The 20653-nt window shown below is 47.7% G+C and carries 21 protein-coding genes; 4 read left to right on the forward strand and 17 right to left on the reverse strand.

What is annotated here, in order from left to right:
- Positions 1 to 32: 32 nt before the first annotated feature.
- Complete coding sequence (gene glnK / locus MY523_RS19725; protein WP_250656391.1) at positions 33 to 371, reverse strand: P-II family nitrogen regulator; 339 nt, start codon at positions 369 to 371, stop codon at positions 33 to 35.
- A 518-nt stretch (positions 372 to 889) separates the two neighbouring features.
- Between glnK and MY523_RS19730 the strand changes: the two genes are divergently transcribed.
- Together MY523_RS19730 and MY523_RS19735 are read left to right on the forward strand one after the other, a co-directional pair.
- On the forward strand, positions 890 to 1144 hold the full coding sequence (locus MY523_RS19730; protein WP_250656392.1) for an accessory factor UbiK family protein: 255 nt from the start codon (positions 890 to 892) through the stop codon (positions 1142 to 1144).
- A 159-nt stretch (positions 1145 to 1303) separates the two neighbouring features.
- Positions 1304 to 2812 (forward strand): YifB family Mg chelatase-like AAA ATPase, encoded by a 1509-nt coding sequence (locus MY523_RS19735; protein ID WP_250656393.1) that lies wholly within the window; start codon positions 1304 to 1306, stop codon positions 2810 to 2812.
- Between the two features lie 229 nt (positions 2813 to 3041).
- Here MY523_RS19735 and MY523_RS19740 read toward each other — a convergent pair whose 3' ends face one another.
- The 5 genes from MY523_RS19740 to MY523_RS19760 form a co-directional block, all read right to left on the reverse strand.
- Positions 3042 to 3272: a hypothetical protein gene (locus MY523_RS19740; protein WP_250656394.1), complete on the reverse strand. Its 231-nt coding sequence runs from the start codon at positions 3270 to 3272 to the stop codon at positions 3042 to 3044.
- A 177-nt stretch (positions 3273 to 3449) separates the two neighbouring features.
- Complete coding sequence (locus MY523_RS19745; protein WP_250656395.1) at positions 3450 to 4247, reverse strand: ABC transporter ATP-binding protein; 798 nt, start codon at positions 4245 to 4247, stop codon at positions 3450 to 3452.
- A gap of 131 nt (positions 4248 to 4378) precedes the next feature.
- Positions 4379 to 5401 (reverse strand): ABC transporter permease, encoded by a 1023-nt coding sequence (locus MY523_RS19750; protein WP_250656396.1) that lies wholly within the window; start codon positions 5399 to 5401, stop codon positions 4379 to 4381.
- A 119-nt stretch (positions 5402 to 5520) separates the two neighbouring features.
- Positions 5521 to 6903 (reverse strand): CmpA/NrtA family ABC transporter substrate-binding protein, encoded by a 1383-nt coding sequence (locus tag MY523_RS19755; protein WP_250656397.1) that lies wholly within the window; start codon positions 6901 to 6903, stop codon positions 5521 to 5523.
- A gap of 387 nt (positions 6904 to 7290) precedes the next feature.
- Complete coding sequence (locus tag MY523_RS19760) at positions 7291 to 8160, reverse strand: hypothetical protein (RefSeq protein ID WP_250656398.1); 870 nt, start codon at positions 8158 to 8160, stop codon at positions 7291 to 7293.
- Between the two features lie 245 nt (positions 8161 to 8405).
- Between MY523_RS19760 and MY523_RS19765 the strand changes: the two genes are divergently transcribed.
- Positions 8406 to 8846, forward strand: a complete 441-nt coding sequence (locus MY523_RS19765; RefSeq protein ID WP_250656399.1) for an arsenate reductase ArsC — start codon at positions 8406 to 8408, stop codon at positions 8844 to 8846.
- Between the two features lie 111 nt (positions 8847 to 8957).
- Here MY523_RS19765 and MY523_RS19770 read toward each other — a convergent pair whose 3' ends face one another.
- Entirely contained in the window at positions 8958 to 9434 is a 477-nt protein-coding gene (locus tag MY523_RS19770; protein ID WP_250656400.1) for a nucleoside deaminase, read from the reverse strand.
- A 295-nt stretch (positions 9435 to 9729) separates the two neighbouring features.
- Here MY523_RS19770 and trmB point away from each other — a divergent pair, with 295 nt between their 5' ends.
- On the forward strand, positions 9730 to 10428 hold the full coding sequence (gene trmB / locus MY523_RS19775; protein WP_250656401.1) for a tRNA (guanosine(46)-N7)-methyltransferase TrmB: 699 nt from the start codon (positions 9730 to 9732) through the stop codon (positions 10426 to 10428).
- A gap of 39 nt (positions 10429 to 10467) precedes the next feature.
- Here trmB and MY523_RS19780 read toward each other — a convergent pair whose 3' ends face one another.
- The 10 genes from MY523_RS19780 to proC all read right to left on the reverse strand — a co-directional run bounded on the left by MY523_RS19780 (position 10468) and on the right by proC (position 20630).
- Positions 10468 to 12099: a tetratricopeptide repeat-containing response regulator gene (locus MY523_RS19780; protein ID WP_250656402.1), complete on the reverse strand. Its 1632-nt coding sequence runs from the start codon at positions 12097 to 12099 to the stop codon at positions 10468 to 10470.
- 117 nt (positions 12100 to 12216) lie between these two features.
- Positions 12217 to 13362 (reverse strand): radical SAM family heme chaperone HemW, encoded by a 1146-nt coding sequence (gene hemW / locus MY523_RS19785; protein ID WP_250656403.1) that lies wholly within the window; start codon positions 13360 to 13362, stop codon positions 12217 to 12219.
- 101 nt (positions 13363 to 13463) lie between these two features.
- Positions 13464 to 14054, reverse strand: coding sequence for an XTP/dITP diphosphatase (locus MY523_RS19790; protein ID WP_250656404.1), 591 nt, complete (start codon positions 14052 to 14054; stop codon positions 13464 to 13466).
- A gap of 64 nt (positions 14055 to 14118) precedes the next feature.
- The gene (locus MY523_RS19795) at positions 14119 to 14664 is read right to left on the reverse strand and encodes a DUF4426 domain-containing protein (protein WP_250656405.1); all 546 of its coding nucleotides are present in this window, start codon (positions 14662 to 14664) and stop codon (positions 14119 to 14121) included.
- 15 nt (positions 14665 to 14679) lie between these two features.
- The gene (metW, locus tag MY523_RS19800) at positions 14680 to 15273 is read right to left on the reverse strand and encodes a methionine biosynthesis protein MetW (RefSeq protein WP_250656406.1); all 594 of its coding nucleotides are present in this window, start codon (positions 15271 to 15273) and stop codon (positions 14680 to 14682) included.
- On the reverse strand, positions 15273 to 16418 hold the full coding sequence (gene metX, locus MY523_RS19805; protein WP_250656407.1) for a homoserine O-succinyltransferase MetX: 1146 nt from the start codon (positions 16416 to 16418) through the stop codon (positions 15273 to 15275). Before metX ends, metW begins: the two co-directional genes overlap by 1 nt.
- An 18-nt stretch (positions 16419 to 16436) precedes the next feature.
- Complete coding sequence (locus MY523_RS19810) at positions 16437 to 16604, reverse strand: hypothetical protein (protein WP_250656408.1); 168 nt, start codon at positions 16602 to 16604, stop codon at positions 16437 to 16439.
- 23 nt (positions 16605 to 16627) lie between these two features.
- Positions 16628 to 18592 (reverse strand): dynamin family protein, encoded by a 1965-nt coding sequence (locus MY523_RS19815; protein WP_250656409.1) that lies wholly within the window; start codon positions 18590 to 18592, stop codon positions 16628 to 16630.
- A 380-nt stretch (positions 18593 to 18972) separates the two neighbouring features.
- The gene (locus tag MY523_RS19820) at positions 18973 to 19560 is read right to left on the reverse strand and encodes a YggT family protein (protein ID WP_250656410.1); all 588 of its coding nucleotides are present in this window, start codon (positions 19558 to 19560) and stop codon (positions 18973 to 18975) included.
- A 239-nt stretch (positions 19561 to 19799) separates the two neighbouring features.
- On the reverse strand, positions 19800 to 20630 hold the full coding sequence (proC, locus tag MY523_RS19825) for a pyrroline-5-carboxylate reductase (protein WP_250656411.1): 831 nt from the start codon (positions 20628 to 20630) through the stop codon (positions 19800 to 19802).
- Positions 20631 to 20653: the final 23 nt, after the last annotated feature.

A 20653-nucleotide genomic window follows, 5' to 3' on the forward strand; every position in this document is an offset into this window, starting at 1 on the left:
GATTAATCTAAGAAGAGTATTTCAGATCGCGATTAAACCGCATCAGCGCCGGTTTCACCGGTACGAATACGAATGATCTGCTCAAGCGTTGTGACAAAGATTTTGCCGTCGCCGATTTTCCCTGTATTAGCCGCTTTAGTGATGGCTTCGATAACTTGATCAAGTAGATCAACGTCAATCGCCACTTCTACTTTTACTTTAGGAAGAAAGTCCACAACATATTCCGCACCGCGGTATAGTTCTGTATGCCCTTTCTGGCGACCGAAACCTTTTACTTCTGTTACGGTGATGCCCTGTACTCCGATTTCTGACAATGCTTCACGCACGTCGTCGAGTTTGAAAGGCTTGATAATGGCAGTTACGAGTTTCATTTGGTTCTCCTTTAGAGCCGCCGAAATTTTTAGTTATTGAGTCGGTTGACCGAAACTATTACTACGCACACTGTACTTTCTATTAAGGCTTGGATAAGCAACTTATAGTGAGTAGCCGTGCGGATTGTACGTAGTATTAGCATTCGCTGTGCCAATGGCTAAAATAACATAAAAAACAGTTAGATAACGGTCTGTTTTTTGGTTTTGTTAATTTGCTAGGCCCAATTATAGCGCATTGTTCATGAATGCGAACTGATCTGGTGCGGTTATGATGCTTAATAAATGTTGGTGCACATTATTGGTGCATTGATCTATCTTTTGGGATTTCCAGCACTTAATATCGTGGCAGATCCACTGCTGTGTCAGAATCGGTGCCGATAGAAACATTTAGAGGATTATATTAAGCGTGATAGAATGGCTCACAGTATGCTGTATCCGGTTGCTACCTCAATGTATAAAGCCCGTAGCAATGCATAGCAGATGACTTTACGCAACTGAATTACAAGGAATCACAGTCCATGTTAACGCCTCAACAACTTTTGAATTCTATTCATGAGCAGGTCGGCCAGTTTATCCCTGATGTGGCTAAGTCAGCTCAGGATGACCTGCACAACCATGTCAAGATGGTGGTGAGCAGTGTATTGAGCAAGCTCGACCTGGTAACCCGTGAAGAGTTTGAAACTCAAGAAGCGGTGCTGTTAAGAACGCGCGCCATGTTAGAGCAGTTAGAGAAGCAGGTAACTGAGCTGGAAAAAAAGCTAGCCGATAAATAACCGCGTCACCCTGCACGGCACTGTTTAAACGCTGCATAACCTGGAATCTGTTTAGTTTATGCCGTGTGTTGGTAAACGCACTAATTTGGAACTCCCCTTTTTTTATACTCACCCATCTGTGAGCAGAGGAAAAAAGAGGGGACAATAGCAAGGAATGCTATGTCACTTTCGATTATCTATAGTCGCGCCCGAGTCGGCGTGAGTTCTCCGTTGGTTACAGTGGAGACACATATCTCAAATGGTCTGCCCAGCCTTTCAATTGTCGGGCTTCCGGAAACTGCGGTCAAAGAGAGTAAAGACCGTGTAAGAAGCGCCCTTATTAATTCTGGCTTCGAGTTTCCCAATCGTCGAATCACTATCAACTTAGCCCCAGCTGACCTGCCCAAAGAGGGAGGGCGGTATGACTTGGCGATTGCGTTAGGCATTCTCGCAGCCTCCCATCAGTTGCCGGCTGAACAGTTAAAAGACAGAGAGTTTATAGGTGAGCTTGCATTAACCGGGGAGGTTCGTTCAGTAAAAGGCAGTTTGCCAGCGGCGATGGCTTGCGGCAAAGCACAGCGAACGCTTTATGTTCCGCAGGCGAATAGTGATGAGGCTGCTCTGTGTCGCTCAACCCGGGTATTAGCGGCCAAGCACCTGCTTGATGTCTGTGCTGATATCAAAGGTGATAGTCATTTATCTGAGTTAATTTTTGGTGAATCTGCCCAGAGTGGTCAAGCTGTGCCTGATTTGATCGAAGTGAAAGGGCAATTTCTGGCCCGGCGAGCGCTAGAGATAGCTGCGGCTGCCAGTCTCAACCTGCTGTTTTACGGCCCGCCGGGTACCGGTAAAAGCATGTTGGCCTCTCGGTTGCCGGGTATTCTGCCTGGACTAAGTGAACAAGAGGCGTTAGAAGTTGCTGCCATTCACTCAATCAGTGGTCAACCTGTTGATGTTACAAGTTGGGGACGTCGCCCGTTCAGAACGCCACACCATACCGCGTCTGCGGTTGCATTGGTGGGTGGCGGAAGTTCACCTAAGCCGGGTGAAATTTCACTGGCTCACAACGGCGTACTGTTTCTGGATGAGCTACCAGAGTACAGCCGGAAAGTACTGGAGGTGCTGCGAGAGCCACTGGAAAGCGGGCAAATAGCCATTTCAAGAGCGGCTTCACAGATTACCTTTCCAGCGCGATTTCAACTAGTCGCCGCTATGAACCCATGCCCCTGCGGTTACCATGGGCACCCCAGTATTGAGTGCACCGATACGCCTCAGCAGGTGGCCAAATACCGGCAAAAACTCTCAGGCCCCTTATTAGACCGTTTTGACATGCATGTCGAAGTGCCAGCGCAAGCTGCAGAGGTTTTGATCACCAAATCTATTAATACAGAAAGCAGTGAAACGGTCAGGGCGCGGGTGTTAGCCGCACGGGAAATTCAACAGCAGCGATCTGGCAAAGCAAACCGGGAGTTGTCGGGCAGTGAGCTGGAAGAGGTCTGCAAGCTAAATAATCAATCTCGCGCACTGCTTGAAAACGCAATGAATCGACTGGGGCTTTCAGCGCGAGCCTTTCACCGAGTGTTACGTGTTGCGCGAACCATCGCAGACCTTCAACAGGTTGATACGGTATCCATGCAGCATATAACAGAGGCGCTGGGGTATCGGAAGCTGGATCGCAAAGCGACTTGAATAGAGGGACTATAAGAAAAAAAGCCGCTTGATCTCTCAAACGGCTTATCAAAAGGGTCTTAAAAGGAAGACAGAATCATGAATAAGTTTCAGTGATTCTATTGGCTATTATAGTCGCTATTTAATACTGATTTGGTTAAATAGTGTGCAAATTCTGTCAAACATTGTGAAATGCGCTGATGGTGCTGTTTGTCGTCTCCATTCGTCAGGGCTACGTTTTGTGGCGCTTTTACCCTTTTCTGTCTAATGGCCTCAATGTTTTACTCTTCGTCCAATAAAAACCTTTTTTGTAGGCTTTTTGCTGACGCTTGATATTCTGACGATCCGCATCATCGGGTAGCAGTGACATGAGTTCAGCTTGGGTAATTAGTTTTGATGATGGAGCCTCTAAATTACCTGCACTCGCTGCGGATGTGAGCGAGAACAATAGAATAAGTATCGATAAACCGGTTGCCTTCATCTTGGGTGACCTCCCCTCTGCGATGACTAATGCTCAAACAAGTCGATGTTTGCTGCATGACCTTGCTAATAGCTAGTACATCGGCAGAGGTTGAGGAAACTTTAATACTGTGGCGGCGATGGTTATTAGTAGAGCGCTGGCTATTAGCAGGGCGCTGGTTATTAGCAGGGTGATAATTCAAGCTGCTTCAGGTTTGCTGTGCCGCTCGTGCAAGAATGATAGTACCTGCGCCCGATAGTGGTTATAGGTAACATTGTCTGCCAGCTCGAGTCGGTTTCTTGGTCTCGGTAGTTCAATATCCAGAATTTCCCCCACTGTGGCGGCTGGCCCATTAGTCATCATTACGATTCGGTCAGAAAGCAGGACGGCTTCATCAACATCGTGAGTAATCATAATGACCGTGTTATTCTGCTCCGCCTGAATCTCCATCAGTGAGTCTTGCAGGTGGGAGCGGGTCAGCGCATCCAATGCCCCAAACGGCTCGTCCATCAGCAGTACTTTAGGCTTCATTGCCAAGGCTCGGGCGATGCCGATTCGTTGTTTCATCCCCCCTGATATTTCGCCGGGCCGTTTGCGCGCTGCATGGGTCATGTGCACTAACTCCAGGTTATGCATGATCCAGTCGTGTCGCTCCCGCTTGTTCATGGTGCGCGAGAATACGGTATCAACGGCGAGTTTGACGTTTTCGTAACAGCTCAGCCAGGGTAGAAGAGAGTGGTTTTGAAAGACCACAGAGCGCTCTGGCCCCGGCTCGGAAACTTCTTTGCCATCTAAAATGACTCCGCCGCAGGTTGCCTGGTATAACCCCGCGACAATGTTTAGTACGGTTGATTTACCGCAGCCGGAGTGCCCGATAAGAGAGATAAACTCGCCTTTGTCGATCTTTAAATCAACGCCATCCAGCGCTTTGAATGGCCCTGTGGGGGTAGGAAACTCAATCGATACTTGTTCAATACTTAAATATGATGCGCTCATGTGATTACTCCGTTATCAAATTTTTATATACCGTATGAGTCATCCCCGCCTACGCGAGGATGGCTGTCTTCGAATTAAGGTTGTTTTGTCTTTGATTCGCTCATAACGTCGTGCAAAGCTCTCTTTACGTATTATTTAAGGATGGCGTTTTTATCCCATGAAACCCGTTTTTGCAGTGTGAGCATCAACCGGTCTAGCACAAACCCGATAAAACCGATGGTAAGTACGGCGACCATTATTCTGCCAAGGGAGTTCGAGCTACCATTTTGGAACTCGTCCCATACAAATTTACCGAGTCCGGGGTTTTGGGCCAGCATCTCTGCGGCAATGAGTACCATCCAGCCAACGCCTAGCGAAAGTCTTAGGCCGGTAAATATCATCGGAATAGAAGAGGGCAAAACGACTTTGCTCAGCTTTTGAAACCAGTTCAACCTCAGTACCCGGCTCACATTGATCAAGTCTTTATCGATTGAACTGACACCCACAGCTGTATTGATGAGTGTTGGCCATAGGCAGCAAAGCGTGACGGTGATGGCTGATGTAACAAACGATTTTGCAAATAGCGGGTCGTCACTGACGTACACGGCGCTTACCACCATGGTGACGATAGGCAGCCAGGCAAGCGGAGAAACCGGCTTAAAAATCTGAATAAGCGGATCCAGAGCAGAATAGACGGTTCGGTTCAGGCCGCAAACTATGCCGATCGGAATGGCAATAAAGCTCGCCAGCAGAAAGCCGGTAAAGACGGTGTAGAGACTGGTCCATATCTGGTCAAGGTAAGTCGGGCGGCCGTTGTAGTCACGCCATTTAACGGTTGCTTCCGGGTTCTTTTCCAGCTTTGCTGCATTTCGCTTCTCCTGTCGTTGATAGAAGGCAGCCTCTTTTTCGCGTTCAGCCTGATGTTCAGCAATGAGCCCTTTAGCCTGCTCTATTACCTGACTTGGCCCCGGCACCTGCCCAAGGCTTGTATTGACCCTCGATGCCGAAACGTCCCAAAGAAACAGAAATAGTGCAAATGCCAGTAGCGGAATACCAAGCGACTTAAAGATAATATTCAGTTGCTCGCCGGGCTTCTCTCCCTGGGCAAGTTTTAGTACAGGAGTCAGCCAGCCAAGCCCGGTAGACTCAAAGAAATGGGTAATTCGTGTGGACATAGGCTGTCACCTTTTTAGTCATTTGTGGTGGCAATTATTAACAGCAGCGCATTTATCAATGCTGCAGTGGTATGAGGTGCGTTTGACACCTCATATTTGACGCCTCATAGATGAGCGGATTAAATCTTCTCGCTGCCTTTCAGGCCAATTGAAAACTTTTCCAGGTACGCATTGGGTTGTTTGCCGTCGTAGGTAACCCCGTCAACAAACTCTGACTGCGGTGCTTTAAAGCCGTCCTCAGTGGCAAAGTCCGGAAAGTCGCTGGCTTGTAGCTTGCCTTCTGCGATTAGCTCTTTGGCTGCCTGGGCATAAATATCAGGGCGGTAGACGCTTTTTGCGATATCCATATACCAGCTGTCGGGCTTATGCTCGGCAATCTGTCCCCAGCGGCGCATTTGGGTTAAATACCAGATGGCATCGCTGTAGTAGGGATAGGTTGCGTTGTACCGGAAGAATACGTTGAAATCGGGAACAGCGCGTTTGTCTCCTTTCTCATACTCAAATGTACCGGTCATGCTGTTAGCAATGACGTCGTAGTCTGCTCCTACATAGTTTGGTTGCGAGAGAATCTTAACGGCCTCAGGACGGTTGCCGTTGTCGTTAGCATCCAGCCACTGCGCTGCTCTGATTAGAGACTTAACAACGGCAATATGGGTATTTGGGTACTTGTCTGCCCACCCTTTGCTTACGCCAAATACTTTTTCCGGGTTGTTTTTCCAGATCTCATAGTCGGTAATAACGGGCACGCCAATGCCTTTAAATACTGCCTGCTGGTTCCATGGTTCGCCCACACAGTAACCTTCGATAGTGCCTGCCTCCATGGTTGAGGGCATTTGAGGTGGCGGTGTGACAGAGAGCAGTGCGTCTGCGTCAATTTTCCCTGATGTATCACCTTTGTGTGGTGCGTATAAGCCCGGGTTGATACCACCTGCCGCGAGCCAGTAGCGAAGCTCATAGTTGTGTGTGGATACCGGAAACACCATACCCATGTTGAATGGTTTGCCTTCATCTTTGTATTTTTCGATAACGGGCTTTAAATAGTCGGCTTTGATCGGGTGAACAGGCTTACCGTCGGCGTCTTTTGGTATGTGGGGCTTCATCTCTTCCCATACCTTATTGGATACGGTGATGCCATTGCCGTTTAGATCCATGCTAAATGCGGTGATGATGTGCGATTGCGTGCCAAATCCAATGGTTGCGCCAAGGGGTTGCCCGGCCAGCATGTGAGCACCATCAAGCTCTCCTGTAATAACCCGGTCTAGAAGCACCTTCCAGTTGGCCTGTGCTTCAAGTTGAACAAACAGCCCTTCGTCTTCAAAGAAGCCTTTTTCATAAGCAATGGCCAGTGGTGCCATATCGGTTAATTTTATAAAACCGAACTTAAGGTCTTCTTTTTCTGGCTCTGCAGCCTGCGTTATTGCGGGTAAACTCAGTGTGGCAGAGATGGATACTGACAAGATGAGTTTCTGTAACTTGCTTTTGGTCGCGGTAGAAATGCCCATGGGGACTCCTTTATTAGGCTATTTAAATTACTTATTTATGGGTATTTCAATGTATGTGCCATAATTTATATATTGTTATATGTAACAATAAGTTGGTGTGTTTTTGGTGTGTTTTTGCGAATCTTTTCAGGCAATAAGTTAATAATGTTGCACTCCTAATGGAGTATTTGGTTCAGGTTTGGTGCGCTTATCTGTTTTTTAGGTGCCTGATTATGGTGGGGATGGGCACCGAGATGGTGCAGAAAACGGTTTAAGCGGGTGTGGCCGAATAGAGACAACTGAATTTGCAGGGGCAATCAGCTGACTGAGTAAGCCTGGTGGAGAGGTTTTAAAGTATTGTCAGAGGTTCCCTACCATGAGGGTGCGTGTTAAATCAGCGCCCAATACCTATGAGTAGTGGCTGGGGCGAAATATCCACTCATACAGTTCACTGTCCATGTTTTTACCCATCAGGTTATAGGTTTTTAGCAGCAGGTCATGAGTTGCCATAATGAACTGGCTTCCAACGGTATATATTTCGTCCGACAGGAGTTGTGGATCATTCATATGGGTGAAGTGCGTTTTCAGCAGGCCCAAAAAAATGTTCATGCTTTGTTGGTTGTTATTTGAAGCCCTGGCTTGTTGAGTTATTCGATAGTTTTCGGCACTGCTATGAACGATTTTCGCTTGGGACTTGGCTTCTAGCTGGCGTATCTCATCTGCCAGGTACTTTATTTTTGAAACGGTTCTTTCTGTGTTGGATTTCTGTGCCGCGCAGTGAGTCGCTAGCCCTCTCGCTTGCGCCGCCGCTTCAATCAGGCGGGGTAGGTCGCATAAACAGTAGCTGGCAAGTGCACGGTGGTGTTCATCAAGTTTAGAGTGCCCCGCACGCTCAAAGAGTTCCGCATTAATTTTCAGGATTAAATTAATTAGGTGGCTGTGAAGCAGAAAGTTCTGCATTACACTGTCTTTTTGCCACTGCCTTCGAATGGTTACCCATTCTCCGTTCAGTTGCTGTAACTCAGGCTCTGTGAGCAGGCTCTCCTTGTTCTGACTGAGGTCTGTCAGATGCTGGGTGGTTGCTTTCTGGATGTTATACAGTCTGTTCTCAAAAAACAGGTCGCCGCCTAGGGATGCCAGGCTTGCCGCCCGATGGCGCTGTATTTCAAGCATTAAATCCAATAACTTTTTGCTGGTGGCAATCCCTTCAAGGCGCAGCTTGTGTTGCAGGTAGAGCATGTTGGCGTCTGTCGTGCTGTTATTGTTCGTGTTGAGCATATTTGGAATCCATTAAAAAATTTCTATTATTTTATGCATTGAGTATGCCAAAAGGGGTAGTTGTTTGGTTGCTTGATAGTTACTTTGAAATATCCTCTTGTCAGGGGGGCGTTCAGCTAATTATTTTTCTGCTAAGCTAATGATTTTGTAGTGGTTGAACTAAATCTATAAGGACGAGTCGAAAAAAGAGATTTAAAGCAGTTGCCAGTGGTTGGATTGATTGAATGAATACAGGGGTAATGTAGGTGCAGACACAAGGAAAGAAAAAAGTTCTATTTTTGTGCACAGGAAACTCGTGCCGAAGCCAAATGGCCGAAGGGTGGTCTAAAGCGCTGTTAAGTGATCAGGTTGAGGCTTACTCGGCCGGTGTCGAGACCCACGGGCTTAATCAGCATGCGGTTGCAGTGATGGCTGAGTCGGGCGTTGATATTTCAGGGCATTACTCAAAGCATATTGAAGACTTGAATGATATTGTTTTTGATCTGGTTTTTACGGTCTGTGACCATGCAAACCAGGTCTGTCCTTCGTTTACCAGTGCAACAAAGGTGGTTCACACCCCTTTTGATGATCCGCCAAAGCTAGCTGAAAAGGTGGCGGAGAACGGTGATAAATTGCAGTGTTATCGACATGTCAGAGACGAGATAAAACGCTTTGTTGAGTCAATGGGCGGGTTGTTGACTGCGTAGACTATCGCACTTTATTTTTGTGGGGGTTGCGAGTGTTGGCGCTTGGCTTATGTTAACTATTGATTTTGATTGGCGAAGCCGAAGAGACTGTAATTTATTTTGTACTTCCGCCTAGTATTCAACCCGGTTTGGGATGCTCAGCCACTCTTGCAGAAGGGCCTGACCTTCAGCGGGAATCAGTACAGACATGGCCATACTTCGTTGCCCAACCGGTTTTGCTATTTCCTGATACAGATAGTCGTCATCAAATCCAACCAGAGCCGCGTCTTCCCGGTTTGCAGAAAACCAGATCTTACTGACGCCAGCCCAGTATGCCGCGCCCAGACACATCGGGCATGGCTCGCAACTGGAATATAGCTCATACCCTTTTAGATCCCAGCTTTTGAGTTTGTTGCAGGCGTTGCGAATCGCGACAATTTCTGCATGTGCGGTGGGGTCGTTTCCGGTTGTCACGTTGTTGCAGCCAGATGATATTGCAACCCCATCTTTGGCAATGATGGCTCCAAAAGGCCCGCCTTGGCCTTGCCTAATGTTTTGTTGTGCCAGCGCGATGGTCTGCCTGATTAGTTCAATATGGTGCTGTTCCATAAATACACCTGCTTGTCTTTAGTCGTTTTACTGATTTAAACACGAAGTATTCGTAAAGTCGAAAGTCGAAAGTCGGGTGTTCCTTGATTCTACTTGCTGCATCACGGCTACGTTGTGTGAGCCATATCGCCTTGAAGCAAGGAAGCACGGTTGAAATCGGGCTTGGGTTGCAGGGGTGTGGGCATTTATACCCTTTCAACTTGATTATTACTTGGCTCACTTTTATCATGCGCTGGCATTAATTTTCACATATGTAGCGTAATTGAACGCCAGACAAGACGCCAAAGAGAGAGCTATGACTGATTCAGAAACAAAGCGCCATCACCGCCCAATACGAAGCTTTGTTATTCGTGGTGCCAGAATGACCTTAAGGCAGCAGAAAGGGTGGGATCAGTTATGGCCAGAGAAAGGCTGCTCACTCGATGATGGTATGCTTGACTACTCTGAGCTTTTCGGTGATCACTCTCAAGTGGTGCTGGAGATCGGTTTTGGCATGGGTGGGTCACTGGCAGAGATGGCTGGCAATAGCCCAGATACAGGGTATATCGGGGTAGAGGTTCATCGTCCGGGTGTCGGTGCAATTTTATGCACGATGAAAGAGAATTCGCTCGATAATATTCGTCTTTTCTGTGACGATGCCAATGAAGTCTTGGCGTGTTGTATTCCCGATGGTTCGCTTGACCGTGTTCAGCTCTACTTTCCTGACCCTTGGCATAAAGCACGGCATCATAAACGCCGGTTGGTACAACCGGACTTCGCACAAAAGATTCGCCAAAAGTTAAAAGTAGGTGGAATATTCCACATGGCCACTGACTGGGAGAACTATGCGGAGCATATGATGGAGGTTATGTCAGCCGCCGAAGGGTATGAAAACATATCCGGCGAAGGTCAATATACGCCACGGCCAGACTATCGCCCCACCACCAAATTTGAAAAACGGGGAGAGCGATTAGGTCACGGTGTCTGGGATCTTATTTTTAAGCGAATCGGTTAGTATCGACTTAGCCTTGCGTTTGGCAAGGCTGCTTTACACTTAGTGTCTTACCGCCGTTAGCTGTTCTAATTTGCCTTTTAAAAACTGGTAACGCTTAAACTGTTTGTGATCTTCTTTGATGTGACTGACTCTGTCCAGGCATTGCTGGCAGAGTTTGATGCTTTCGCTGCTGTCTTGCTCAGACGGAATAAGCTTCATCAACACCTGTGTCATGTTTAAATTGAGTGCCGGGTGTTTCGGGGAATAGGTCAGCGCATCTTGAAAGACTTCAATTGCTTCGCGATGATTGCCTGAGTCAACATGGTGAATGCCAACTTTATTCAGCTCCGCCGCCTTAGCGCGGTTTTGCCACGATACCGGCTCATCCCTTAATGCCTCAATTTTCTTCAGTACGTCTGGGTTATTGCCATGGATGGCGGAAATTTGCGCTAACACCAACTCTGCATCGTCTTCTTTATTCATTGTAAAAAGGGTTTGGGCATACTCCATGGCCACTTCAGGAGGTAGTTCTGCCGCTATCATTACATAAAAATTTTGGGCTTCGTTTAGTGCCTGTTCTGCCTGATCTTCCTGGTCACAGGTTTGATGGACACGTGCTTTGATCATGTTTGATTGGAAACCGACGCTTTCTTCTTCGCCAAAACGGTTTTGAGCTTTGTTAATTGCCGCCAAAGCTTCTTCGGATCGACTGAGCTTTAGTGAATGTTCTAATGCTGTAGAGGTTTCGTGCAGGCAGCGGGCAAAGTTAAGATAGTTATTGGCATTTTGGTGAACCGATTGTTCGCCGTGCTCAGTCGCATTTCTGAATGCTTCAGTGGCGATTTCGTAGTCTTGATTTTCCAGGCAAAGTTCACCCAATCGAACATGACGCTGAATGGCTCTCGGTGAATGGGATACAGCTTCAAAAAGTGTGTCTTGTGCGGCTTTTTTTCGTTTGGTTGCAACGAATATGTCTGCAAGCAAATCATAGGCGATCAAACAAAGCGGGTTGTGCTCAAGAATTTCTTGCAGAATGGGTTCTGCGATGGAGTATTGTTCTTCTAAAATGGCGACTTTTGCCAAGCCAATTTTTGCCCATAACAGAGGACGTGTTTTGAGCACTTCATTATAAACAGCCTTGGCTTCTTCATAGCGTTGGGTTTGCAGCAGCAGCGTGGCCTTGGTTTTATGGCACCAGCTGGAGTACTTGCTTCGTTTGCGTATTTTCTGTTCGCAGAGGTAAATAGCCTCATCAATATCATCGCAATCCATGGCGTATTTGATGTCGTAAAGCGCTTCCGAGTCTATCAACAGATTGTCGAGCCGCTGCTTTAACGAGTCACGGGTAATTGGTTTGCTAATGTAGGCGTCGGGTTGATACTCGATGGCGCCTAGTACCATGTCTTTGGTGGTGTCAGCAGACATCATGATAAAAAGCGACGCGTGTTTGAGGAACTTCCGATGCCTTAGTTCTTCCAGTACCTGCTGGCCATTTTTTGCACCGAGATTGTAGTCACATAACAGCACATCAAACATGCCGTTCTGGCATTTTTCGACCGCCTCGACGCCGTCAGATGCAAAATCAATAAACCAGGCACCATAAGACTTCAGGTACTCCTCCATAATCATCCGTAGCTTGATATTGCTATCGACAATTAGAAACCGGGTTTGGTTGTATTCCCTAAAATACATCGAGAGGTTATTCCTGTTACGCGCGCGGCACATAAATGATGAAGACAGCTTTCACTATAGCTTGTTTTTTTTAGAACGAAAATAGTTGGGGCCGTATCGTGCGAATCGATAACCTGATTACAAAAACCGGTCTAATAGCTGATTGAGAAAAAGGTGGCCTTTTGGGGTTGCTTGCAACAGTCCCGGTTCGATCAGTCCGTCTTTTCTTGCCTGGGACAGGGCTGGTTCAAGCGTCTCGACAGGAAGGCCGGTATGACTTGAATATAGCGCTTCTGATACACCCTCGTTCAAGCGCATGGCGTTCATCAGGAACTCAAGGGGCAGGTCTTCGGCGGCCAGTTGCTGGCTTGAGGCCCGGTAGCTGTCAATCCGTTTTAGGTAGGCATCGGGCTGCCGGGTTTTCTGGTAGCGCAAAATGGTGGGCTCAGAAGACTCAATAACCGAAACTTTGCCATGAGCGCCGGCGCCGATCCCCAAATAGTCACCAAACTGCCAATAGTTTAGGTTGTGTTTGGCCCGGTGCCCTGCTGTGGCGTATGCAGACACTTCGTACTGGTTTAGGTTATGACGCTTGAGAAGTGCTTGTCCGGCTTCTTGTATCTGCCACAATTCATCGTCTTCTGGCAGGGTGGGAGGCCGGCTGTAAAACGCGGTATTGGGTTCAATGGTAAGCTGGTACCAAGACAGGTGAGGGGGGGCAAAAGATAAGGCTATCTCCAGATCAAGCAGTGCTTGTTCTTCGGTTTGACCCGGTAGGCCGTGCATCAGATCGAGATTAAAATTATCGAAACCACTTTGTTGGGCGATGGTGATCGCCTGCTGTGCCTCATTGCCGCCATGTATTCTGCCCAGCGCTTGCAGTTTTTGTTCATCAAAGCTCTGAATACCTAACGAAAGCCTGTTGATGCCTGCTTCTCTGTATCCTGCGAAGCTCTTTTGCTCGACGGTTCCGGGGTTGGCCTCCATGGTGATCTCGATATCATCTGCCCAGTCTATTTGGCCTTTGATTCGACTAAGAAGTTCACGATAAAAGTCAGGAGAGAGAAGGCTGGGCGTCCCACCACCGATAAATATCGAACCCAGCGGTCTTCCTTGAACAAAACGCAGGTCGTGCTCCAGGTCACAGCTGAGTGCGGCCAAATAGGCGTTTTCCGGAATCTGTTGGCTGGTGTGAGAGTTAAAATCGCAGTACGGGCATTTTCGAATGCACCAAGGGGTGTGAATGTAGAGACTGAGTGGCGGCAATTCGGTAAGTTGAATCATGTTTTACATCTTGTACCTGGGGGCCGATTCTGAGAATCTCGATCTGCAATGCATCGACGCAGACAATCAACTGTTCTTGAACGACCGTGTTTAACCCGTTTTTAACCTTGAGACATCAGCTTGATAAGCTTTCGCAGCGCTTGACCTCGATGGCTCAGGCTGTTTTTCTCGTCGCGACTAAGCTCTGCTGATGAACACTGCTTTGAGGGAACCCAAAACAATGGATCGTAACCAAAGCCCTGTTCACCCGCCGGAGCTTCAAGAATGGTGCCTTCCCAGCTCCCCTGACAAACGATAGGGGTGGGGTCTGCCGGATGTTTAAGGTAGACCAGTACGCATTGAAAGCGGGCCGTTCGGTTTTCAGGTGTCACGCCACTGAGTTCTTGCAGAAGTTTTTGATTATTGGCCGCATCATTGGCCTCGTCTCCTGCGTAGCGGGCAGAGTAGATACCGGGCGCACCATTTAAGGCATCAACTTCCAGCCCTGAATCATCTGCAATGGCGGGAAGCCCGGATATTTCACTGGCATGACGCGCTTTGAGGATGGCGTTTTCGATAAACGTGAGCCCGGTCTCTTCAACCGAAGTGACGTTAAACTCGGACTGTGGCAACACCTCGATATCTAGCGGGTTTAACAGTTGGTTGAATTCGTTAAGTTTACCCTTGTTGCCACTTGCCAAAACCACTTTCATATCTGCTATTTCTCTCAGGGTGTCGATTGACTCTCAATTAATTTGCCGCTGTCGTTGGTGACGACTAGTCGTTATAAAACGTTTGACTAAAACGCAGCTTTAATGGCTTCTTCTGCCCTTCGGGTATTGCTGAAACATTAAATGTCAGCACTTCTCCCTGCAAATACTGAATTTCAGCAATGTAGTAGATTGCCTTGCCTTCCTTAATTCGTCGAAAACCCAGATGTTGTTGCTGTTGAATGTCGTTGATCATCATACCTTCAACTTGAGCGGCTGTAGGCTCAAACACTCCAGACTTTGCCTTTTTCAACACACTGATATTGACGACGCCGACTGCCCGGCTGCGAACGATGTCATATTGCTTTGCTACGTCGGGCGTTAAAAATGTGCTGGCAAACGCGCTGTAGTGAACTTCGTAGTCACCAAAGCTCTCTTTTTGCTCGGCAAAGGCATTCTGGTTTGCCAAAAATAACAGTGAGCTGACAGCGATCATTAGTTTTAAGTAGCGCGGCAGCGTGGAGAGCATCATTGTCAGGGTGGTTAGCATAGATGCCACGTATGAAGACTGTCCTGGCTGCGAAGATAAACGAGCTTGAGCTGAAATAAACATAACGCCTCCTGTCCGTTAGCGGGTAATTCTGTATATTGCGATCTCGCCAAGCATATTTGGCCACATATGAATGAACCAGCGATCCTGATGCTCTCTATCCACAACGGTGCGGTCGAGGATATGAATGTTTTTCTGTACGCATAGCGCCTCAAAATCCTTGAACGTGCACAAATGGATATTTGGCGTGTTATACCAAGTATAGGGCAATGCTTCGGATATTGGCATTCGGCCTTTACGCATTAAGTAAAACCGCGTTCGCCAGTAGGCGAAGTTTGGAAACGTCACAATGCACTCTTTGCCTAATCGCAACATCTCATCAAGCATGACGTCTGGCTGCCTTAGGGCTTGCAGTGCCTGCGTCATTATCACGGTATCAAAGCGGTTGCTCTGGAAATTAGACAAGCCTTTGGCGTCAAGGTTCTGCTCCAGTACATTAACACCCTTATTGATGCAGCTTGTGATGTTTGATGCACTGATTTCAAGCCCATAACCCTTGACTTGTTTATTATTCTGCAAGTGCTCTAGCAGTGTGCCATCGCCGCAGCCAACATCAAGGACATTTGATTTGGGTTGAACCCACTGTTCGATGATTTTTAGATCGGCACGCATCAGCAACACTCCTTGGCAACACGGTTCATGAAAGCGGAAAACACATCCATATAACGAGGTGTCGGGATTAGAAATGCATCGTGCCCATGAGGTGCATCGATTTCGGTGTAACTCACATGTTTGTCTGCCTTGATTAGCTCATCCACCAGTATTTCCGAGCGCTCGGGTGAAAAACGCCAGTCAGTACTAAAGGAGATAACCATGAATTTACACAGGGCTTTTGTTAATGCGTTTTTAAGCTCGCCGTCGTAGTCTTTTGCCGGGTCAAAATAATCGAGTGCTCGCGTCATCAGTAGATAAGTGTTGGCATCAAAGTTTTCGGAGAACCGTTCACCTTGGTAGTTAAGGTAACTCTCGACTTCAAACTCAACATCGTATCCAAACTTGAAGGCTTTGTTGCGCATATCCCTGCCAAACTTCTCGCCCATGGCGGCGTCTGATAAGTAGGTGATATGCCCGACCATTCTAGCCAGCATCAACCCTTTCTTTGGGATTGTATCGTGCTCGAAATAGCGGCCGTCATGGAATGATGGGTCTGAAGTGATCGCTTTTCGGGCCACTTCATTAAATGCGATATTCTGAGCGGTCAGTTTAGGGGTCGAGGCTATAATAACTGCATTATTGATACGCTCAGGGTAGTCAATCGACCATTGCAGTGCCTGCATACCGCCCAAGCTACCTCCAATGACAGCGGCCCACTGCTGAATGCCCAGTTTATCTGCCAGTCGGGCCTGGCTAACCACCCAGTCTTTAACGGTAACGACCGGAAACTCAGGGCCGTAGGGTGCATTCGTGTCGGGGTTAATGCTGGTGGGGCCGGTACTGCCATGGCAGCCGCCCAGATTATTGAGACTAACGACAAAAAAACGAGAGGTATCAATGGGTTTTCCGGGGCCGATACAGCTATCCCACCAGCCTGGCTTTTTTTCGTCCATTGAGTGGAAGCCTGCCGCATGGTGGTGTCCGCTTAATGCGTGGCAGATCAAAACGGCATTGCTGGCATCGCTATTCAGCTGGCCGTATGTCTCGTATATCAGATCATATTCTGGCAGCACCTTACCACATTGAAGTGTTAACGGTTGGTCAAAATGTATTGTCTGGGGCGTCACCAGACCGACTGAATCTATCGGTAGTGTTTCGGGCATTGGCTCTTTCTGGGTGCGTTAATATCTGAGTGCGTTAATAACCGTGGAAAGGCAGTGTAAAGGTAAGCCGTTATGGGTGGCAAGGGGAAAGTGGTCAGTCACGGTTATTAACTGAAGAAATGGCAGGATTTGGAAGCCAAACCCTGCTTCTGCCGTACCTTCTTTCAGGGCAATTATTGGTTGCAATGGTACCCCGTGCTATTTACGTCCTAGCCTGCTAGCCCTGCAATATTGACTACCTTCTGCTGTAGCTGAACCGGGGCAGGCTTACGGAAATGGCGCTGAATACTTTCTGCAATCATCAGCTGTTTCTGGTTGTCGTTGATCATCGCTTTCAGCTGCTCGCGTTGAGCCTTGGCATCTTTATTACTGCGAGAGAGAGCCTTGATGCGCCTGATTTGGTGCTCAAGCAATTGTTTCTGTTCCAGTGTGTATTGCATGATCGGTAGCAGTGCTTCATCAGGCCAGGTGGTGGACTCATGCAAAATCCGGTTATGAATAAGTCTCGCTTCGCCCACTAGCGTGTCGAAGAAGCGTTTAATCAATAACGTTTGCTCTGTCATGATATTGCGCGGGTCGCGGCGGAAACTGTCGGCTTTACTCTTAAGCTCTCGCAATGCGCGTACGTGTTTTGCGGTAGAAAACGGCTTGGGGTGCAGGTGCTGCGCTCGGGTGTCTTCGGTATACCGTTTGTAAATCGACAACACCATTTTTTCCGCAAGTCGTGCTTCGCTGGCCAGATTGTTGAGGTCATGGTCTATAAAGTCGAATAGCTTACCCATTTCCCGGTTCATACCAATGGTGGTCCAGCTATCTTTCATCCGTTCACGGGTGTTGCGAATCTGCTCTTCAAGCCGCTCTTCCGATATCAGGCTCTGCAGTATCTCACCTTGCGACTTCATTAGACGCCGACTGGAGCGAAGTGTGATGAGCTTTTTGTAGTAGAAGTCGTAATCTTTCTGGGTTTTTTCGGTCAGGTCTTTCATCAGCTCTTTGCTGACACCTTTATCCTGGTACTCTTCCAGTTGCTCTGACAGTGACTGCATACGGGCAGAGAGTATGGCCTGGCTATTCTGTAGCATACCCAGAATGTCATTGAGCAACGTTTTGGTAATCAGTCGCTCTTTTTCCGCCAGGATGCGTTCGCTGATTAAGGTTTCGAGTTGTGGCAGTGCACTTTTCTCGTAGAGGGCTTGATCTCCTTTCACCTTGCCAATCAACGCCTGCTTTGCAGAAAGGGGAAGAACATCCTCAACGGCCATGCTGAGGTGGTCTGCGGTGTATTCTTGAACCTTCTTAATTGACTGCTGAACGTACTCTTCGCCTTGAAGGTCATCCCACAATACATCGATTTTGTTAAGAACGGCGAACCGCCCGGCACTGTGGTCTGCGTTATCAGTGGTTATGTAATCTTGCCAGATGGTCAGGTCACTGGCGGTGACACCGGTATCAGCGCTGAGTAGGAAAATCACCGCATGGGCGCTGGGGATCATGCTGATTGTTAGTTCAGGCTCTGACCCGAGTGCGTTGAGACCTGGGGTGTCCAGTATTCTCAAGCCGCGCTCCAACAATGGGTTTTGCATGCTGATTTTGGCGTGTCGCCAAGCCGGGATGATTACCATATTCCTGTTGTTGGGGTCATGATCAAGCATGTCTTCATGAAATCCGAGGCTTTTGGCTTCTTCAATACTGACGCTATGGGTTTTAGCGACTTCATCAAGGCTGCTTTTCATGGTCTCAGGTGAAGAGATATCCAGCTCAATGGTGGTCCACCGCTCTGGCTGTTTGTCTAGTTGAGCGAGTGTTGACTCTTCCTTTCGGGTTTCGATTGGCAGTAAAGTAAGATAATTCTTTCCGCTGGCTCGGTCGTAAAAAATTTCAGTTGGGCACATGGTTGTGCGTCCAGCCTGGGAGGGCAGCATTCTTTGACCAAATTCAGAGAAAAAGAGTGCATTGATCAGCTCCGTCTTTCCTCGGGAGTACTCACCTACAAAGGCAAGCGTCAGCTCATCTTCCTTAAGGAGTTTAATGCCTCGCTGCAGACGACTGGCGATGTCATCTGAATAGAGTTCATTGCTCTGTAGCCAGTCTTGATATCTGGCTAGCTCGCGGATTAAGTTTTTCTTCCAACCATAATAGGCTTCTACCTGATGTGAAAGGCTGCCTGTACTCATGCTTGAATCCCCGAAAAATAGATTAGTCTGATCATAAATTGAGCTGAATTTGGCTATCTTTCGATTATAGAAAGAGTTTTTGAATTAGTCTTTAGGCTGACCCGCTCTTTGGCAGGTCGAAATCTGCTCATGGTCATAGAAGTGCGAGGTTTTTTGAATAAAATTCAATTAAATCAGCGGTATAGTGACCTTCTGCTGTGAAGGGGGAGAGATGTTGTTTTATGTAAAAACTTGTTATTAAAGGTGTTTTTGTCTGTGAGAGGGGGGGGTAACCAGAGTCGCGGTTATTTTCGCAACTCCGGTAGTTGATATCGCTGCTTTTGCCCGCACCTCTTACTGCCTTGTCGCTATCGTGGCATAGAGTCAGTGGTGCTAATCGATTAGATAAACATCGCCAATGCCAGAGGCAGGTATGTCGCCTGCATAAATGAGAGCAGAACTTTTTTCAGTATCATGATGATAAAAAATACAAATATTGGAGAGATATCAATCCCGCCCATATCTGGCAACATTTTCCGGATAGGGTTGGTGACAGGGGCCAGTAGCTGATGAATCAGAATAATAGCCGGGTTGTGACTTTGTGGTGCTATCCAGCTAACGATGACCATGATAATGAGGCTGAAAAAGTAAATCTGAAGGAAAAGGTTAAGAATCAGAAGCACAGACCATATCACCAGTTTGATTGGGTCAATGGCTCCGCCACTGATCAGTATTGCCAGCAACGCACCAAGCATCTGAACAGCGAGTGCCAATAGAAGGCTTGAGGTATCGACGCCCCCGATACCGGGAACAACCCGCCTGATAGGCATAAGCAAAGGGTTGGTTGCCTTCAGGATGAATTGAGAAATGGGGTTATAAAAGTCTGCACGAACCAGTTGAAAGAGGAAGCGCAACAGAATGACTAATAGATAGAGGCCAAAAAACAGGTTAATGAACATCAGGCCAATCTCAGACAAAAGAGAATCCATTTTTAACTCCGGGTTAGGCTGTGTTATCAGCGAAGTGAATCATGTTGAGACCTTTGCACGACTACTGCGCTTACAAATACAGCGTTAAAAAATGACTCAAAATGCTCATTTATTACTCATAAACTGCGCTTTTTCTTCATTTTTTGCCTTGTCTTTGCTTCGCTCGTAACGCCGTGCAAAAGGTCTCATGTTAAGTTATTATCATTACGATGTTAATTCAGTCTATAGCTGCGCCGCTATTAATTTTTGCCCAATAGCTCGGCCAGTTCTTTTGAACGGTGAGCCGCTGCACCGACTGCATCATCGAAAAGTGTTCGAATACCGCCTTTCTCGAAGCTTTCAATAGCCCGCTCTGTGGTGCCGCCGGGGGACATTACATTACGTTTCAGCTGGGCTGGCTCGAGGTCGCTCTGTTTCGCCATTTCTGCCGCGCCTAAAACTGTTTGAATGCCGAGCTTGCGGGCGTTTTCTCGTGGTATACCTGCTTTAACGGCGGCATCTTCAAGCGCTTCCATCATCAGAAAGAAATAGGCTGGGCCACTGCCAGAAAGTGCGGTAATCCCGTGCATCTGATCTTCATCCTGAACCCATTCAACGATGCCGATTGCGAGAAATATTTCATCCGCCAGCGCGCGCTGCTCAATACTGACCTGTTCGTTTGCATATAGCCCGGATGCCCCTTGCGAGACCAGTGCCGGAGTGTTTGGCATACAGCGAACAATAGGCAGAGGTTTGCCTAGCCACTGCTCAATATGAGCGGTTTCAACACCCGCTGCAATTGAAATAATGAGCGGCGCTTTGTCTTTTAATGAGGCTTGAAGATCTGAGCAAACAGCCTCCAGTATTTGTGGTTTAACAGCGAGAACCACCACATCGGCACGCTCTACCGCCTGATGATTATCTTTCGTCGTTGCCACATTGTATTGTGACGACAGGGCATCCAAGTGTTCCTGGCTCGGAGCGCTGGCTGTAATCTGCGCGGCAGGGTAACCATTCGCAACCAGGCCGCCAATGATGCTGCCAGCCATATTTCCAGCGCCGATAAAGACGATATGCGGTTTTGTGTTCACTTGAATCTCCAATTTATTCTATT

Source organism: Alkalimarinus coralli (genome assembly GCF_023650515.1).
In the GTDB taxonomy this organism is placed as follows: domain Bacteria; phylum Pseudomonadota; class Gammaproteobacteria; order Pseudomonadales; family Oleiphilaceae; genus Alkalimarinus; species Alkalimarinus coralli.

Excerpts from the sequence above, each read along its gene's own strand:
- glnK (WP_250656391.1), bottom strand. The coding sequence starts at position 371 with ATGAAACTCGTAACTGCCATTATCAAGCCTTTCAAACTCGACGACGTG.
- MY523_RS19730 (WP_250656392.1), top strand. The coding sequence starts at position 890 with ATGTTAACGCCTCAACAACTTTTGAATTCTATTCATGAGCAGGTCGGC.
- MY523_RS19735 (WP_250656393.1), top strand. The coding sequence starts at position 1,304 with ATGTCACTTTCGATTATCTATAGTCGCGCCCGAGTCGGCGTGAGTTCT.
- MY523_RS19740 (WP_250656394.1), bottom strand. The coding sequence starts at position 3,272 with ATGAAGGCAACCGGTTTATCGATACTTATTCTATTGTTCTCGCTCACA.
- MY523_RS19745 (WP_250656395.1), bottom strand. The coding sequence starts at position 4,247 with ATGAGCGCATCATATTTAAGTATTGAACAAGTATCGATTGAGTTTCCT.
- MY523_RS19750 (WP_250656396.1), bottom strand. The coding sequence starts at position 5,401 with ATGTCCACACGAATTACCCATTTCTTTGAGTCTACCGGGCTTGGCTGG.
- MY523_RS19755 (WP_250656397.1), bottom strand. The coding sequence starts at position 6,903 with ATGGGCATTTCTACCGCGACCAAAAGCAAGTTACAGAAACTCATCTTG.
- MY523_RS19760 (WP_250656398.1), bottom strand. The coding sequence starts at position 8,160 with ATGCTCAACACGAACAATAACAGCACGACAGACGCCAACATGCTCTAC.
- MY523_RS19770 (WP_250656400.1), bottom strand. The coding sequence starts at position 9,434 with ATGGAACAGCACCATATTGAACTAATCAGGCAGACCATCGCGCTGGCA.
- trmB (WP_250656401.1), top strand. The coding sequence starts at position 9,730 with ATGACTGATTCAGAAACAAAGCGCCATCACCGCCCAATACGAAGCTTT.
- MY523_RS19780 (WP_250656402.1), bottom strand. The coding sequence starts at position 12,099 with ATGTATTTTAGGGAATACAACCAAACCCGGTTTCTAATTGTCGATAGC.
- hemW (WP_250656403.1), bottom strand. The coding sequence starts at position 13,362 with ATGATTCAACTTACCGAATTGCCGCCACTCAGTCTCTACATTCACACC.
- MY523_RS19790 (WP_250656404.1), bottom strand. The coding sequence starts at position 14,054 with ATGAAAGTGGTTTTGGCAAGTGGCAACAAGGGTAAACTTAACGAATTC.
- MY523_RS19795 (WP_250656405.1), bottom strand. The coding sequence starts at position 14,664 with ATGTTTATTTCAGCTCAAGCTCGTTTATCTTCGCAGCCAGGACAGTCT.
- metW (WP_250656406.1), bottom strand. The coding sequence starts at position 15,273 with ATGCGTGCCGATCTAAAAATCATCGAACAGTGGGTTCAACCCAAATCA.
- metX (WP_250656407.1), bottom strand. The coding sequence starts at position 16,418 with ATGCCCGAAACACTACCGATAGATTCAGTCGGTCTGGTGACGCCCCAG.
- MY523_RS19815 (WP_250656409.1), bottom strand. The coding sequence starts at position 18,592 with ATGAGTACAGGCAGCCTTTCACATCAGGTAGAAGCCTATTATGGTTGG.
- MY523_RS19820 (WP_250656410.1), bottom strand. The coding sequence starts at position 19,560 with ATGGATTCTCTTTTGTCTGAGATTGGCCTGATGTTCATTAACCTGTTT.